This window comes from Pseudomonas sp. EL_65y_Pfl2_R96, from assembly GCF_963970905.1.
In the GTDB taxonomy this organism is placed as follows: domain Bacteria; phylum Pseudomonadota; class Gammaproteobacteria; order Pseudomonadales; family Pseudomonadaceae; genus Aquipseudomonas.
Window position 1 is genome coordinate 1 of the sequence record NZ_CAXAQH010000039.1, and the last position, 15,689, is coordinate 15,689.

The window sequence follows — 15,689 nt, forward strand, 5'->3', positions numbered from 1 at the left end:
TGTCAGGCGACATCAATGTTGACTGTGCCGCCGCCTTCGCGAGCAAGCCCGCTCCCACAGGTTCAACGTCGGCCCAACAACAGCCCGACCACCAGACCGAATCCGGCGGAGATGGCCACGGTTTGCCAAGGATGACCGCCGATGTAGATTTCGGTGGCGTCGACCGCAGGTTGGGTCCGGTCACGAACACTGGAGACTGAACTTCGGGCCTGCTGGAGTTTCTGGGCGATTTGTCCGCGAAGGGTGTCAGCTTCTTCACCGACCAGTGAAGCGCTGCTTTTCAGCAGTTTTTCCGACTCTTCGATCAGGGCCTGAAGTTCGCTGAAGACTTGATCCTTGATTTGATCCTCGGCGACTTGATCGACGGTTTTTCGGGCCATTGGAGTACTCCTTGCAGGTGAATGGACAGTGAACAATGGAGTCTGACGCGGCTGAAAAAGTTGCAGCCATTTTGCGTGGTGACTCAACCCTGAAGAAAAATCCAGCACAGGACATTTCCTCCTACAGTGTAAGATGTCGCCTATTTTACGCAGCAGGTAACTCCCATGAGCTTCAATCTGGCCGACAAACCCCTTGCCGAGCGCGCGGCGCTTGAAGATGAAAAATCCCGTCTGTTCGAACTCTGGCAAAACAACCTGGGCAAAGCCAAGGGCGAAGCCGCGCGGTTGTTCGGTGAACGCGCCAAGCGCAAAGGCAAATGGGCCGAGTGGGTGCGCTCCGAACTCGACGGTATGTCGCCCCCGGAGTTCGCGAATATGGTGCGCAGTGAAGTCAATCGCCTGATGGCCGCTAAATAAGTTTCTACCTGACACTACTCGGCTCCTACGGGTGGGAAAAGATCGCGACAATCGCCTCGCGCACTTTCAACACCACCGGGTCGAGCTGCGTACTGGTGCGCCAGCCCAGTTCGATCGGGTAACGCGGCAGCGCTAAAGGGCAGGGCAGTAGCACCAGCCCGCTGAGCGCGGCGATACTTTGGGCCGCATGGGCCGGAATGGTCGCCACCGCCTGACTGCCTTTGAGCAGATACGGCAACGCGGCAAAGTGCGTGGTCGATGCGCAGACCCGCCGACTCAATCCCAACGCCGCCAGACCTTCATCGGTAATCCCGATAAAACCGCCCGATGACACCAGAATGTGCTCGCGGGCGACGAAGTCCTCAAGGCTGAGGGTCTGCTGCCCCTCGGCCAAGCTGAGGGGATCCGCCAGGCAGAGATAACCCCCTTCACCCAGCACTTGACGACTGAGCAAACGCTCGGCAAACCCGCCTGCCGTGATTGCCAGATCAATGCTGCGCTCCATCAAGGCCTGGGCGACGATCTGGCTATGGGTCTGGCGAAAGATCAGCCGCAGTTTCGGCGCACAGCGAGCGATCTCTTCGATCAATCGGCGGCCGTAGGCGATTTCGAAATCATCCGACAAACCCACCGTCACTGAGCGTCCGTCGTAATGGTGGGCCGCCGGATCGACCATCGCCAGGCTCTGCCGGCATTTGTTCAGTGCATCGCTGAGCACCGGTTTCAGCTGATTGGCCTTGAGCGTCGGCGCAAGACCTCGACCCGTGCGCACGAATAACTGATCGCCATACACTTCTCGCAATCGGCGCAACGCCGCGCTGACCGCCGATTGCGTCACACCCAGACGCAGCGCGGCACGGCTGGCGCTGGATTCCTCATGCAGGGCTTCGAAGACTTTGAGCAGATTGAGATCGACGCAGGCGATATTCATTTGATTCATATCATTCAGCAGTGAGCAGGGCTTTATTCATGATCCTGTGGCGCCGGAGAATGAGCAACACCTCATTACTGACGGAGTTACCGCGATGCCCAAGTCCATCGTTGCTGCACTGCAAATCGGTGCCTTGCCCGGCGGCAAGGCCGACACCCTGGAACAGATTCTTGCCTGGGAAAACGCCATTATCGAATCCGGCGCCGCACTGGTGGTCATGCCTGAAGCATTGCTCGGCGGCTACCCCAAAGGCGAGGGCTTCGGTACACAACTGGGTTATCGACTGCCGGAAGGTCGTGAAGCGTTTGCGCGGTATTTCGCCAACGCCATCGACGTGCCCGGTGTCGAGACCGAGGCCCTGGACGGTTTGTCGGCCCGCACCGGGGCCAATCTGGTGATCGGTGTGATCGAACGCGCGGGCAGCACCTTGTACTGCACCGCGTTGTACTTCGATCCGCAGGCCGGGCTGGTCGCCAAACACCGCAAGCTGATGCCCACCGGCACCGAGCGATTGATCTGGGGCCAGGGCGATGGCTCGACTCTGCCGGTCATCGACAGCCAGGTCGGGCGAATCGGCGCGGTGGTGTGCTGGGAAAACATGATGCCGTTGCTGCGTACTGCGATGTACGCCAAAGGCGTGGAAGTCTGGTGCGCGCCGACCGTGGACGAGCGGGAAATGTGGCAGGTCAGCATGCGCCACATCGCCCATGAAGGCCGCTGCTTTGTGGTCAGCGCCTGTCAGGTGCAAGACTCACCGCAAGCCTTGGGCGTGGACATCGCCAACTGGCCGGCGCAGCGCCCGTTGATTGCCGGTGGCAGTGTGATTGTCGGCCCCATGGGCGACATTCTCGCCGGGCCGCTGCGTGGCGAGGCGGGTTTGCTCACCGCTGAAATCGACACCGATGACCTGATCCGCGCCCGATACGACTACGACGTGGTCGGGCACTACGCGCGCCCGGATGTGTTTGAGTTAACGGTGGATGAGCGAGCCAAACCGGGCGTGCGGTTCAACACATAAATCTGGTGGGGGCGTGATTGTCGTCTAGTCTCTAGGCGTTTATACCCCCGTCAATGGATGGACTGCCCATGAGTGTGTTACTCGGCCCGATTCTGCAGTTTCGTGGCATCAACAGTAGTGTCTATAACGTGTCGGCTCTGGTGGTTCTACCCTTGGGCGGGTCATCGCCCAGCGTGAAGGTGCCCAAGGGTGTCACTGCCGGCAAACCGTTGGCCACCGCCGATATCCCGCTGCTCAATCCTCAGCACCGCGTCTGGCGCATTGATTTCAAAGCACCGCAAGACAAAGCCGTTGCCACCACTTACACGATCAACATAGAGGGGGCAGAGGCCAACTTTGTCGTTCCGGCCAAGGGCCAGTCGCCGCGCATCGCGTATGTGTCGTGCAACGGCTTCTCGGACCCCAAGGACATGGAGAAGGTGGACAGGAACAACGAGCGTTGGGAGCACATGTGGGGCGTTCATCAAAGCAAGCCCTATCACCTGCTGTTGATGGGTGGCGATCAGCTTTACAGCGACGACATGCGCAGCAGCGTGTCGTCCATGAAAGCATGGTTTGCCAAACCTTTCGCCGATCGTCAAAAGGCCGTCTACACCAAGGTGATCGAAGCAGATCTGGACAAGTTTTTCGCCAGGCTCTACCTGGAGTGCTGGAAACAGCCTGAGGTCGCGAAGCTATTCAGCGCCATCCCGACGGTGATGATGTGGGATGACCATGACATCATCGACGGCTGGGGTTCCTACGATGAGATGCTGCATTCAAGTCCGGTGTTCCAGGGGCTGTTTGCCACGGCCAAACGCTATTTCAGGATTTTCCAGCAGCAACTGATCCAGACCCATCCGCACCTCAAACCGTCCGCTGATACGCATCCCTGCGCGATTCCGGGTACCGCCGACGGCTTTCACCTGGGGTTCACCGGCCTGGGCGAGTTGGCATTGTTGGTTCCCGACCTGCGCAGCGAACGCGCGCCGGACTTGACGACTCCAAGGGCTCAACAGACCCGGGTGATTTCGCCCCTCAGTTGGGATGCGATTTATGCCTGGCTGGACAAGGTCAAGGCGCACAAGCACCTGTTGCTGATGTCGAGTATTCCCGTGGGTTACCTTGATTTGCAGGCGGCCGAAAAGGCGCTGGACCTGATGTCGGGGCAACAGGAGCTCGAGGACGATTTGCGCGACCACTGGCGAAGCCAGCCCCACCGAGACGAACGCAAGCGGCTGATCATGCGGCTGCTGGATTTCGCCAATGCCGAGTCATGCAAGGTCACGCTGGTGTCCGGTGATGTTCATGTGGCTGGGGCCTGTGTGATCGAATCGAAGTTGTCCCGGCATAACGTCGATGGTGCAGGAACGATCTACCAATTGATTTCGACCGGGGTCGTGCATCCTTCGCCGCCGGTGCTGGCGGTGCAATTTCTGGAGTCCATTGGCGGGCACCAGGAACAGATCGACTACGCCATCACCGGAACCATGTTGCCCATCGGCACAAGGGGACGTTACCTGATTGCCGCTCGAAACTGGCTGGCGATAGAGCCGGATGAGGGCGGCAACGGCAAAACCCGACTGTGGGCCAACTGGCACATAGAAGGTCTCAAGCATTGTGTGACGCAGGTGATCTACCCCGTTACATAACGGGGCGTTACCAGGTGCCGGAGGTCGAACCCGGCAGGCTGAGCTTGCCGCGATCGACAAAACGCAGGGTACCGAACGCGCCGCCAGCCAGCTTGCCGCGCAGTACGTAGGGCAGATTGTCCAGGGTCTGCGTCTGACTCAACCCCAGGGTCTGGCGCAGCACCGTGAACGCCGAAATGCTCACCGGCACCACTAACACTGCTTCGGAGAACCGTGGGATCGAGCCCGACTGGTTGCTGACGCCGGAGGCGAGTGGTCGGCCGTTGACTTCCAGGTCCAGCGCCACGCCGTTGTAGGCGATCGCGGTTTCGTTGGGGTTTTGCACGCGCAGTTTTACCGCGAAACGCACTTCCAGTTCCTGGCTTTGCAGCGGCTCGATACCGACCACGTTTATGTGCAGCGGATCGCGACTGGGGAACAGGGCGCAGGCGCTGAGGGAGAGCAGCAGGAAGGACAGGACGATTAATCTGCGCATGGACAGGCTCTCGGGCAGGAAGATATTCAGCACGATAGCGCACAACGCACGGACAGTGATTGGCGATTCGAAGATGGTGTGCCGCGCCTTTGGCAACTCGCGCAACACTTCAGGCACCGCAGCGCCCCCCAGGCCCATCGGCCGTCGAGGCCGTAAATCGGGGCTAAACGGTACAGAGGGGCATACACAAAACCTGTGGCGAGGGAGCTTGCTCCCGTTCGGCTGCGCAGCAGCCGCAAACCCGGAGATGCTGTGTCTGTATGCGGCTAAACACAAGATCGATCGGTAACGCGCAAACCAAAATGTGGGAGCGGGCTTGCTCGCGAAGGCGGAGTGTCAGCCAATATAAGTGTGAGATGTTAAACCGCTTTCGCGAGCAAGCCCGCTCGCACATTTGAGCTGTGTCAGGCTCTTGGAGCGAGATCACTCCTGCCAGTTTCTGGCAGCAGCCTCTGCTAAGCTCCGGCGACTTTTCAGGAAAGAGCCTGCCGACCGTGTCACGAACCACTCGTTTACTGACCTTGTTACAAGTGCTGCGGGGCAAAAGTCGTCCGGTGACTGCCGCGACATTGGCCAGCGAACTGGAGATTTCCGAGCGCACGCTGTACCGCGACATCGCGGAACTCACCGCGCTCGGCGCGCCGATCTTTGGCGAAGCGGGGATCGGTTATGTGTTGCGCAGCGGTTTGTTTCTACCGCCCTTGATGCTCAATGCCGATGAAACCGAAGCCATTGTGCTCGGTTTGCGTTACGTGGATCAGCGTGGCGATGAGGTCTTGAGCAAAGCCGCGGCCGATGCCCTGGCAAAAATCGCCGCGGTGCTCGACCCGACGGCCCAGGACGCCTTGCGCAACCCGACGGTGTTGCCGGGCCCACCGGGTTGTGGCTACCCGCAAAATGCCGTGCCCTTGAATGTGTTTCGCCAGGCCATCCGCGATCAGGCCAAGCTGCACATCGATTACGCGGACGCCAATCAGGTGCCCAGTCAGCGGCTGATCTGGCCACTGGCCCTGGGGTTTCTCAACGAGGTGCGGATCATTGTCGCCTGGTGTGAGTTACGCAGCGCCTATCGCACGTTTCGCACCGACCGGATCTCGGCCGCCACTGAACAGGGCGAACGTTATCCGGGGCGGCGCAGCGACCTGTTGCGCACCTGGCGCAAGCAGATGCAACTGGACGAAGCCGGGCGTTTCACTCCTGACAAGAACTGACACAGGCTTGTTTTAGCATGGCTCCAGAATCAACTCACAAGGAGCCGTAAACATGTCCAGTCCAGCCTCTTCACTGGCCCCTGCCATCGCCGCCTACATTGCTGCCGCCAATGCTCGCGACACGTCGAGGGTCACCAGTTTTTTCGCTGAGAATGCCAATGTGTTCGATGAGGGGCAGCATCAAGTCGGCACGCAAGCCATTGCTCAATGGATGCAAGACACCGCACAACGTTACCAACCCCGGGTCGAGGTGCTCGACGTTCAGCTGCGCACCGGCAAAGTGCTGGTCCACAACCTGATCTCCGGCACCTTTCCCGGTAGCCCGCTGGAACTGCGCTACACGTTCCGCCTCAATGAGCAGGGCAAGATCGCCCGGCTGGACATCTCTCTGTAACCCGCTCCCACATGAATTGCGATTTGCCTATACTGCCGCGCATGAATGTCGACTCTCCCTTAAGCGCCTGGCAACACGCCATCGAGCAGAAGGGCTTCGTCCAGGACGAAGCCCAGGAACACGCCGTGTGGGCGCTGCAAAAATGCCACGAAGCCTTGCATGAAGGCCGTACGCCGATCACCGGCGTGTACCTCTGGGGGCCGGTCGGGCGGGGCAAGACCTGGTTGATGGATCAGTTCTACCAAACCCTGCGCGTCCCGGCTCGGCGTCAGCATTTTCATCACTTCATGGGCTGGGTCCATCAGCGTTCCTTTCAATTGACCGGCACCGCCGACCCGTTGAACACGCTGGCGCGCGAATTGAGCCAGGAAGTACGGGTGCTGTGTTTCGATGAGCTGTTCGTCAACGACATCGGTGACGCGATCATTCTCGGGCGTCTGTTTCAGGTGATGTTCGAGCAGGGCGTGGTAGTGGTGTGTACCTCCAACCAACCACCGGATCAGCTGTACGCCGACGGCTTCAACCGCGACCGATTCCTGCCGGCCATTGTTGCGATCAAGCAACACATGCAGGTCATTGCGGTGGATGGCGGGGAAGATCATCGTCTGCACCCTGGCGCCGGTGTGCAGCGTTACTGGGTGAACGTGCCGGGTCAGCCCGGCGCCCTCGGCGAAGTGTTCAAGGCCTTGACCGTCGGCCAGTCGCTGTCCAGCGATCCGGTGAAGATCGGCTACCGTTCGGTCAGTGTCATGCAGGCCAGTCAAACCGTGCTCTGGTGCCGCTACGCCGAACTCTGCGAGCAGCCTTTTGCCGCCATGGACTTCATGGCCCTGTGCGACACCTTCACCGCTATTGTGCTGAGTGAGGTACCCAACCTCAGCGCGCAAAAGCGTGAAGGGCGCATCGCCCGTGGCACTGAAGACGGTGTCGAGCGAGTGGCGGCGGGGGATCGCGAGTTGCCCCAGTTGTCGGTGCATGACGACGGCGTGCGGCGGTTCATCGCCCTGGTGGACGAATGCTATGACCGCAAGGTGCCGCTGTACCTCGAGGCGCAGGTGCCGATGGAGGCGTTGTACACCGAGGGCTATCTGGAATTCCCGTTCCGCCGCACCCTCAGCCGTTTGCAGGAAATGCAGCTAAAACGTTTTGCCCAGACTTGATGCCCGGGAGGAGGTGCAACGGGGCGAGAGGATCCGGTTGTCGGCACCCCGGCGCTCGCGATAAGGTCGCAGGACCTTTCAGTGCGCAAGAGGCGAGCTGGGGCAACTTTATGTGTGATCGAGGGTGGAAATGGAATCCGCAGAAATTCTAGTGCTTCAGGCCAGCTACTCGAACCCGGTGCATGCCGAGGCGATTTGTCTTGTATTGAACCACTACGCCGAAGACCCGATGGGCGGCGGTCACCCGTTACCCGTCGATAGATTGCAACAACTGCCGGGGGAGCTGGCCAAACGTCCCCATGCCTTCAGCGTACTGGCGTTTGTCGGCGGTGAGCCGGCAGGGCTGGTCAATTGCTTCGAAGGCTTTTCGACCTTTGCCTGTCGGCCATTGGTCAACGTGCACGATGTGGTTGTGGTGTCGAAGTTTCGCGGGTTGGGGCTGAGTCAGAAGATGCTGCACAAGGTCGAGGACATCGCACGCCAGCGCGGCTGCTGCAAAATCACCCTGGAAGTGCTGGAAGGCAATCCAGTGGCTCAGGCGTCTTATGGCAAATTCGGTTTTTCGCCAGGCATGTTCGACCCGGCGCACGGCCGGATGCTGTTCTGGACCAAAGCGCTTTAGTCCGCAATCCGCAATCTCTGTGGGAGCGAGCCTGCTCGCGAAAGCAGTGGGTCAGGCAACATCAATGTTGACTGTACCGGCGTCTTCGCGAGCAGGCTCGCTCCCACAGGTTCTGCCCCCCCTCAAAAACTACTGCTGAACGACCGCCGGAGCGACAGGCGCGCCCTTGGGTTTCATCAGGCTGAAATCGATCAACGGCCGCTGCTCACGCTCATAAGGGTTGCCGATCATCAATGGCCGAGGCTTGAAGCTGTCGCTGACCAGGCTTTTGCTGCGGTCCAGTTCATCAAAGCTCAGGCCGGCCAGATCAGCCCAAGTGTGAATCAGCTGGGAACTGCTGTACGGCCGACCCAGGTCAGCGGCGAAACTCCAGTCATGGTTTTCACGCCATTTCGGCGAAGCCCAGGCCATGAATGGAATGGTGTACATCGGCGCGGTCGGCTTGTTCTCGTTGCGGCCCAGGGTGTTGTGGTCAGCGGAGTCGAAGACGTCTTCGCCGTGGTCGGAGAGGTACAGCAGGAAACCGTTCGGATCAGCCTTGGCGTAGTCCTTGATCAGACTCGACACCACGAAATCGTTGTACAGCACTGCGTTGTCATAGCTGTTGTACGTCGGCACCTGATCGTCACGCACGCCGTCCGGAACGCCTTTGCGGTCGGTGAACTTGTTGAACGTCGACGGATAACGGTACTGGTAACTCATGTGCGTGCCGAGCAAATGCACGACGATCAGTTTGCGTGGCGCTGCATCGGCCAGCGCCTTGTTGAACGGCTCGATCACATCGCCATCGTACTGGGCGGCGTTCTGGTTGCGGTTGTTGTTCAGGTACACCTGTTCGTCGGCCTGCTCGGAGAAGGTCGTGAGCATGGTGTTGCGTTTGGTCATGGTCTGCTGATTGGTGATCCAGAAAGTCTTGTAGCCCGCCTGCTTCATCATGCTGACCAATGACGGCGTCGTCAGGTAGAGGTCCGGATTTTCTTCGTCAGCGAACGTCAGCACCTGCTGCAACGCTTCGATGGTGTAGGGGCGTGGGGTAATGACGTTATCGAAAACCGCCAGTTGGTCCTTGAGCTTGTCCAGTTCCGGGGTGGTTTCCCGAGGGTAGCCGTACAGGCTCATGCGCTGACGGTTGGTGGACTCGCCGATCACCAGCACCAGGGTCGCCGGCTGGTTGGCCATCGAGTCGGTGAGGTTCTTGAGGGGCGGGATCTTGCTGGCGCTGTCGAGCATATCTTGCATGCCGACCAGGGTCTCGAGGTAACGGTGATAGGCCACGGCCATTTGCCACGGCACCGCGGGCTCGATGCGGGTTTCGAATTTCTCGAAGCCGTCCGCCAGGCTGCCGGTGCGCGCGGTCTGCTTGATCAGCGGGTAACCGATCACGGCCAGCAGAATCGCCGTCGCTGCAATCAGCGCCTGGGCGCGTGGCAGGTACACCGGACGCAAGCGGGTCCAAAGGAAATACGCGAACGCGGTGTGGGCGAGGAACGCCAGCACCATCCACCAGGCAAAATACTGGGTCATGTACTCGCCGGCTTCAGACACGTTCGATTCGAACATGATGAAGATGACGCTCTGGGAAAATTCCTGCTGATAAATGAAGAAATAACCCAGGCTGGCCATCGAACAGGCCCACAGCACCATGCCGATCAGCGCGGACATCACACGGGTTTGTTTGGGAAACAACAGCATCGGCGCCAGCCAGACGGCACTCATCACAAAGGCCTGGCGGAACCCGCTAAAACCGGAGGTGCCCGTCAGTTGAATCAGCAGTTGGGTGATGCCGGAAAAATACCAGAAGAACAGAAATAACCAGAGAAATCCTGCCCAGTCGAAACCATTCGCAGACGTTTTGCTGCGTTTAAACAAAGCCATTCAACACTCCCGCCGGATGATCACTTCGGCCGTCGGCACTCTCCCTGTCGCAGACGAACAAACGCCGCCCGGATACCGAGCGGCCACAATGAGCCGGAGTATCAACAAGCAGATGTGAAAACTTTGTGAGTTGCCGGAGCTGGCAGGTTTCAGCAGATCGGAAACAGCGGCGGCCGTTTCCGATTCAAGCGAGGGGATCAGGCGTGGGGAGCACGTTGGGTGACGGGCAAGGGCTGAGCCTGATTGCCTTGGGTCAGCAGGCGCAATTGCGCGACTTCCCGTTTCAACTGATCGCGCTCGTCTTTCAACTGGCGCAGTTCATCGCGACGGATCGTGACGTAAAGGGTTTGTGCTGGCAGTGCTGTATGTACGGTGCCCATTGCTCACCTCGCAAATGGCGGTATCAACTGTAAGTCTGCTCCCGAAATCGGGTGCTCACTTACTATCGGCGCCGATTTTGATTTCTTTTGCTCCTGAAGGGAACTTTTTTATTTTTCATGGTCGCTGTGTCTTCGGTGCGATTCCCGACGTTATCAATCAGGATCGGGCACAATGCCCGGAAACTTCATCCCGCCGCTCTGGACTAACCTTCACTAGTCGCGTTGGGCTATAACCTTTGACACACTTTATTCGTAGTAGGGAGCATCAGTACATGCAACTCGGGATTATTGGACTGGGCCGCATGGGCGGCAATATTGCGCGGCGCCTGATGCTCAACGGCCACACCACCGTTGTTTACGACCGCAATACCGCCTTTGTCGACACCCTGGCCGAAGAAGGCGCCACCGGCGTCGCCGATTTGCCAGCCCTGGTCGCCGGCCTGACCAAACCGCGTGCAGTGTGGGTCATGCTGCCCGCCGGCGCACCGACCGAAGACACCATCGACACCCTGAGCACCTTGCTTGAAGCCGGCGATACCATCATCGACGGCGGTAACACCTTCTATAAGGACGACATCCGTCGGGCCAAAACCCTGTCGGAAAAAGGCCTGCACTACATCGACGTCGGCACCTCCGGTGGTGTCTGGGGCCTGGAGCGTGGTTATTGCATGATGATCGGCGGCGATGCCGAGACCGTTAAGCGTCTCGATCCGCTGTTCGAAACCCTGGCCCCGGGCCTGGGCGACATTCCTCGCACCAAGGACCGCAAGTCCGATGACGATCGTGCCGAGCGCGGTTACATCCACGCAGGCCCCGCCGGCGCCGGGCATTTCGTGAAGATGATCCATAACGGCATTGAATACGGAATGATGCAGGCCTTCGCCGAAGGCTTCGACATTCTCAAGACCAAGGCCAGCACCAATCTGCCCGAAGATCAGCGCTTCGACCTGAACGTTGCCGACATCGCTGAAGTCTGGCGTCGTGGCAGCGTAGTGTCTTCCTGGCTGCTCGACCTGACCGCCGACGCCCTGGCGAGCGATCCGAAACTCGACGGCTATTCAGGCTCCGTGGCTGACAGTGGTGAAGGCCGCTGGACCATCGAGGCCGCCATGGAGCAATCGGTGCCCGTACCTGTGCTGTCGAACTCGCTGTTCTCCCGCTACCGTTCGCGCGGACAAGGCACCTTTGGCGACAAGATTCTCTCGGCCCAGCGCTTCGGCTTCGGCGGCCATGTGGAGACTGCGAAAAAATGACCCACGTGATCCGCAGGAAATCCAAGGCAGAACCCGCACCGCCCACCACGCTGTTTCTGTTCGGTGCCCATGGTGATCTGGTCAAGCGCCTGCTGATGCCGGCGCTGTATAACCTGAGTCGCGACGGTTTGCTGGGGAATGGACTGCGGATCATCGGCGTTGATCACAACGCCATCAGTGACGAAGCCTTCGCCAAAAAGCTCGAAGATTTCATTCGGGCGGAAGTGGCGGCCAAGGTCGGCAAGGGCGATCACGCCCTTGATCCGGCGTTGTGGGCCAAATTGGCCAAACACATCAGCTACGTCCAGGGCGACTTTCTGGATGAACGCACCTATGACGCGCTGGCGGCGAAAATCGCCGCCAGCGGCACCGGCAACGCGATTTTCTACCTGGCCACCGCACCGCGCTTTTTCAGCGAAGTGGTGCGGCGTCTCGGCGCTGCCGGATTACTGCAAGAAACCCCCGACGCGTTCAGAAGGGTGGTGGTCGAAAAGCCTTTCGGCTCCGACCTGTACACCGCCGAAGCCTTGAACGCGTGCTTGCTCAACGTGATGACGGAAAAGCAGATCTACCGGATCGATCACTATCTGGGCAAGGAAACCGTGCAGAACATTCTGGTCAGCCGGTTCTCCAACAGCCTGTTCGAAGCCTTCTGGAACAACCATTACATCGACCACGTACAAATCACCGCCGCCGAAACCGTCGGCGTGGAAACCCGTGGCAGTTTTTATGAAGTCACAGGCGCCCTGCGGGACATGGTGCCCAATCACCTGTTCCAATTGTTGGCGATGGTGGCCATGGAACCACCAGCCGCCTTTGGCGCCGATGCGGTACGCGGCGAAAAAGCCAAAGTCATCGGCGCGATCCGCCCCTGGTCGACCGAGGAAGCGCGCGCCAACTCGGTGCGTGGCCAATACACCGCCGGCGAGATCGATGGCAATCCGCTGCCCGGTTATCGTCAGGAAACTAACGTAGCACCCGACAGCACCACCGAAACCTATGTCGCGCTCAAAGTGATGATCGACAACTGGCGCTGGGTCGGCGTGCCGTTCTACCTGCGCACCGGCAAGCGCATGAGCGTGCGCGACACCGAGATCGTCATTTGCTTCAAACCGGCGCCGTATGCGCAGTTCCGCGATACCGAGGTCGAAGAGTTGCAGCCAACCTATCTGCGGATCCAGATCCAGCCCAACGAGGGCATGTGGTTCGACTTGCTGGCCAAACGGCCGGGGCCGGCGTTGAACATGGCCAATATCGAGCTGGGTTTTGCCTACAAGGATTTCTTTGAAATGCAGCCGTCCACCGGCTACGAAACCTTGATCTACGATTGCCTGACCGGCGATCAGACGCTGTTCCAGCGTGCCGACAACATCGAGAACGGCTGGCGCGCCGTGCAGCCGTTCCTCGACGCCTGGCAGCAGGACACGACGTTGCAGAGCTATGCGGCCGGCGAAGACGGGCCACAGAGCGCTGACGAGCTGCTGACCCGCGACGGTCGCGTCTGGCATAGCCTCGGATGAGTGACGTCACGCAACAACCCATCCGTTTTCTGCTCAGTGACATGGACGGCACGTTGTTGCTGCCCGATCACAGCCTCAGTCAGCGCACGATCGAGGCGGTCCGCGCCTTGCGCGAGGCCGGCGTACTGTTCAGCCTGGCCACCGGGCGTCCGCCCAAAGCCATGTTGCAGCAGATCGAAGCCCTGGGCGTCGATCTGCCGACGGCGGCCTTCAATGGCGGCACGATCGTCAACCCGGACGGCAGTGTGCTGGTTGCGCATTATTTGCCGGCAACCGCAGCGCTGACAGCATTGACGCTGTTTGCCGATCAGCCGGACATTGAAGTCTGGGTGTTCAGTGGCGGTGACTGGCTGTTAAAGGATTCGAACGGTCCGATGGTCCCGCGAGAGCAGCACGGCCTGGGGTATCCGCCGGTGGTGGTCGAGACATTTGAGCCTTACCTGGCCCGCATCGACAAGATCGTCGCCGCCAGCAACAACACCGAACTGCTGATCGAACTGGAAGCGCAGTTGCTGCCCAATGTCGAAGGGCAGGCGCAGGTGTCGCGTTCACAACCGGTCTATCTGGACGTGACCGCAATGCAGGCCAACAAGGGCGAGGCGCTGGCGACACTGGCCGAGTTTCTCGGTGTACCGCTGGAACAGACCGCTGCCCTCGGTGACGGCGGCAATGACCCGGCGATGTTTCATCGGGCTGGGTTGTCGATTGCCATGGGGCAGGCGGAAGAAGCGGTGAAGCGTCAGGCCGATGTGGTGACCGGGGCCAATACCGAAGACGGCGCGGCCCTGGCGATCGAGCGATACATCCTCAAACACTGAACACACAACAGACTGTAGGAGCTGTTACAACCAGTAGCTCACCGCGTACCAACCAAGAATCCCCATCACCACGGTGTAAGGCAGCGCCATCCACACCATCCGCCCGTACGACAAGCGAATCAGCGGTGCAATCGCCGAGGTCAGCAGGAACAGGAACGCCGCCTGGCCATTGGGCGTCGCCACGCTCGGCAGATTCGTTCCGGTGTTGATCGCAATCGCCAGGGCTTCAAAGTGCTCGCGGCTCATGTGGCCGGAGATGAACGCCTGCTTCACTTCGGTGATGTAAATGGTCGCCACGAACACGTTGTCGCTGATGGCCGACAGCAAGCCATTGGCAATAAACAACATGCCCGGTTGTTGATCGGCCGGCAGTGCCAGCACCCACTGGATCAGCGGCGTGAACAGTTGCTGATCGTGAATCACCGCCACGACTGCGAAAAACACCACCAGCAGCGCGGTGAATGGCATGGCGTCCTTGAAGGCGTTGCCGAGGCGGTGCTCGTCGGTGATGCCGGTAAACGCGGTGATCAGCACGATCACCATCAAACCGATCAGGCCGACTTCGGCAATGTGAAACGCCAGCCCGGCAATCAGAATCAGCGCTGCCGCCCCTTGCACCAGCAACGCAGCGCGCTGACGCGAAGTACGCTCTGCGTTGTCTTCGGCGGCGTAGTTGGCCAGTACCGTACGCACGTTGTCCGGCAGCAGCGTGCCGTAGCCAAACCAGCGCAGTTTCTCCAGCAGTACGCAGGTCACCAGGCCCGCTGCCAGCACCGGCAACGACACCGGAGCGATCTTCAGAAAGAACTCGGCGAAGTGCCAACCCATTTCATGGCCGATCAGCAGGTTCTGCGGCTCGCCGACCAGCGTGCACACACCGCCCAACGCAGTGCCGACCGCGCCGTGCATCAGCAGGCTGCGCAGGAAGGCGCGGAACTGTTCGAGGTCGGCATGGTGGAGAGTGGGCAAGTGCTGGTCATCGCAGAATGAGCTGTCATGACGCGGATCGCTGCCCGAGGCGACGCGGTGATACACCGAATAAAACCCCACGGCCGCACTGATGATTACGGCGGTCACGGTCAAGGCATCGAGAAACGCCGACAGAAACGCTGACAGGAAGCAGAACATCAACGCCAGCAGCGCCTTGGAGCGAACCCCCAGCAGCAGGCGCGAGAACAGAAACAACAGCAGGTCTTTCATGAAGTAAATCCCCGCCACCATGAACATCAGCAGCAGGATCACCGGGAAGTTGTGCACCAACTCGTCATAGAGCGCCTGGGGCGTGGTCATTTTCAGCAGCAGTGCTTCGACCAGCAGCAACCCACCGGGCATCAGCGGGTAACACTTGAGCGCCATGGCCAGGGTGAAGATGAACTCCAACACCAACAGCCAACCGGCCGCCACCGGGCCGATCGTCCACAACACCAGAGCGTTGAGAATCAGGAAACCGACAATGCTCGCCTTGTACCAGCGGGGTGAGTGCCCGAGAAAGTTGTGCGCGAAGGCTTGGGCCATTGAGCCGGACATCGGCTACTCCTTGTATTAAGAAGCGCGCAACTTGCCGTAAGCGCAAGGGAAGATCAAGTCCAAGAATAAGATGTCGG

General features: G+C 59.7%; 16 protein-coding genes. 10 read left to right on the plus strand and 6 right to left on the minus strand.

Going from position 1 to position 15,689, the window contains the following annotated elements:
* Positions 1 to 62: 62 nt before the first annotated feature.
* A complete protein-coding gene (locus AACY49_RS26620; RefSeq protein ID WP_258695982.1) occupies positions 63 to 380 on the minus strand; it encodes a DUF883 family protein in 318 nt (105 codons plus the stop codon).
* Between the two features lie 165 nt (positions 381 to 545).
* On the opposite strand from AACY49_RS26620, the gene AACY49_RS26625 reads away from it, so the two are divergent.
* Positions 546 to 797: a hypothetical protein gene (locus AACY49_RS26625; protein ID WP_007937833.1), complete on the plus strand. Its 252-nt coding sequence runs from the start codon at positions 546 to 548 to the stop codon at positions 795 to 797.
* A 25-nt stretch (positions 798 to 822) separates the two neighbouring features.
* Here the strand turns inward: AACY49_RS26625 and AACY49_RS26630 are convergent, their stop codons facing one another.
* Positions 823 to 1,737 (minus strand): LysR family transcriptional regulator, encoded by a 915-nt coding sequence (locus AACY49_RS26630; RefSeq protein WP_339527346.1) that lies wholly within the window; start codon positions 1,735 to 1,737, stop codon positions 823 to 825.
* 85 nt (positions 1,738 to 1,822) lie between these two features.
* Here AACY49_RS26630 and AACY49_RS26635 point away from each other — a divergent pair, with 85 nt between their 5' ends.
* Both AACY49_RS26635 and AACY49_RS26640 read left to right on the plus strand, forming a co-directional pair.
* Positions 1,823 to 2,746, plus strand: coding sequence for a carbon-nitrogen hydrolase family protein (locus tag AACY49_RS26635; protein WP_339527347.1), 924 nt, complete (start codon positions 1,823 to 1,825; stop codon positions 2,744 to 2,746).
* 68 nt (positions 2,747 to 2,814) lie between these two features.
* Complete coding sequence (locus AACY49_RS26640; protein WP_339527348.1) at positions 2,815 to 4,377, plus strand: alkaline phosphatase D family protein; 1,563 nt, start codon at positions 2,815 to 2,817, stop codon at positions 4,375 to 4,377.
* A 7-nt stretch (positions 4,378 to 4,384) separates the two neighbouring features.
* Here the strand turns inward: AACY49_RS26640 and AACY49_RS26645 are convergent, their stop codons facing one another.
* Positions 4,385 to 4,852 (minus strand): LEA type 2 family protein, encoded by a 468-nt coding sequence (locus tag AACY49_RS26645; protein WP_339527372.1) that lies wholly within the window; start codon positions 4,850 to 4,852, stop codon positions 4,385 to 4,387.
* Between the two features lie 494 nt (positions 4,853 to 5,346).
* Between AACY49_RS26645 and AACY49_RS26650 the strand changes: the two genes are divergently transcribed.
* From AACY49_RS26650 to AACY49_RS26665, 4 genes are all read left to right on the plus strand, one after another.
* Positions 5,347 to 6,063: a helix-turn-helix transcriptional regulator gene (locus tag AACY49_RS26650; protein ID WP_339527349.1), complete on the plus strand. Its 717-nt coding sequence runs from the start codon at positions 5,347 to 5,349 to the stop codon at positions 6,061 to 6,063.
* Between the two features lie 52 nt (positions 6,064 to 6,115).
* Entirely contained in the window at positions 6,116 to 6,457 is a 342-nt protein-coding gene (locus AACY49_RS26655) for a nuclear transport factor 2 family protein (RefSeq protein ID WP_339527350.1), read from the plus strand.
* Between the two features lie 41 nt (positions 6,458 to 6,498).
* The gene (gene zapE, locus AACY49_RS26660) at positions 6,499 to 7,617 is read left to right on the plus strand and encodes a cell division protein ZapE (protein ID WP_339527373.1); all 1,119 of its coding nucleotides are present in this window, start codon (positions 6,499 to 6,501) and stop codon (positions 7,615 to 7,617) included.
* A 130-nt stretch (positions 7,618 to 7,747) separates the two neighbouring features.
* Positions 7,748 to 8,239 (plus strand): GNAT family N-acetyltransferase, encoded by a 492-nt coding sequence (locus AACY49_RS26665; RefSeq protein WP_258695976.1) that lies wholly within the window; start codon positions 7,748 to 7,750, stop codon positions 8,237 to 8,239.
* A 129-nt stretch (positions 8,240 to 8,368) separates the two neighbouring features.
* Here AACY49_RS26665 and AACY49_RS26670 read toward each other — a convergent pair whose 3' ends face one another.
* Together AACY49_RS26670 and AACY49_RS26675 are read right to left on the minus strand one after the other, a co-directional pair.
* Positions 8,369 to 10,114 (minus strand): phosphoethanolamine transferase CptA, encoded by a 1,746-nt coding sequence (locus AACY49_RS26670; RefSeq protein ID WP_339527351.1) that lies wholly within the window; start codon positions 10,112 to 10,114, stop codon positions 8,369 to 8,371.
* A gap of 197 nt (positions 10,115 to 10,311) precedes the next feature.
* Positions 10,312 to 10,494, minus strand: a complete 183-nt coding sequence (locus tag AACY49_RS26675; RefSeq protein ID WP_008069248.1) for a DUF6026 family protein — start codon at positions 10,492 to 10,494, stop codon at positions 10,312 to 10,314.
* A gap of 272 nt (positions 10,495 to 10,766) precedes the next feature.
* On the opposite strand from AACY49_RS26675, the gene gnd reads away from it, so the two are divergent.
* Genes gnd through AACY49_RS26690 form a run of 3 tightly spaced genes read left to right on the plus strand, consistent with a single transcriptional unit; the run spans position 10,767 to position 14,085 of the window.
* On the plus strand, positions 10,767 to 11,747 hold the full coding sequence (gene gnd / locus AACY49_RS26680; RefSeq protein ID WP_339527352.1) for a phosphogluconate dehydrogenase (NAD(+)-dependent, decarboxylating): 981 nt from the start codon (positions 10,767 to 10,769) through the stop codon (positions 11,745 to 11,747).
* Positions 11,744 to 13,267, plus strand: a complete 1,524-nt coding sequence (zwf, locus tag AACY49_RS26685; protein ID WP_258695973.1) for a glucose-6-phosphate dehydrogenase — start codon at positions 11,744 to 11,746, stop codon at positions 13,265 to 13,267. Before gnd ends, zwf begins: the two co-directional genes overlap by 4 nt.
* Positions 13,264 to 14,085, plus strand: a complete 822-nt coding sequence (locus tag AACY49_RS26690) for an HAD family hydrolase (protein ID WP_258695972.1) — start codon at positions 13,264 to 13,266, stop codon at positions 14,083 to 14,085. The genes zwf and AACY49_RS26690 overlap by 4 nt, the downstream gene beginning before the upstream one ends.
* 24 nt (positions 14,086 to 14,109) lie before the next feature.
* Here AACY49_RS26690 and nhaB read toward each other — a convergent pair whose 3' ends face one another.
* On the minus strand, positions 14,110 to 15,612 hold the full coding sequence (nhaB, locus tag AACY49_RS26695; protein WP_339527353.1) for a sodium/proton antiporter NhaB: 1,503 nt from the start codon (positions 15,610 to 15,612) through the stop codon (positions 14,110 to 14,112).
* Positions 15,613 to 15,689 lie beyond the last annotated feature (77 nt).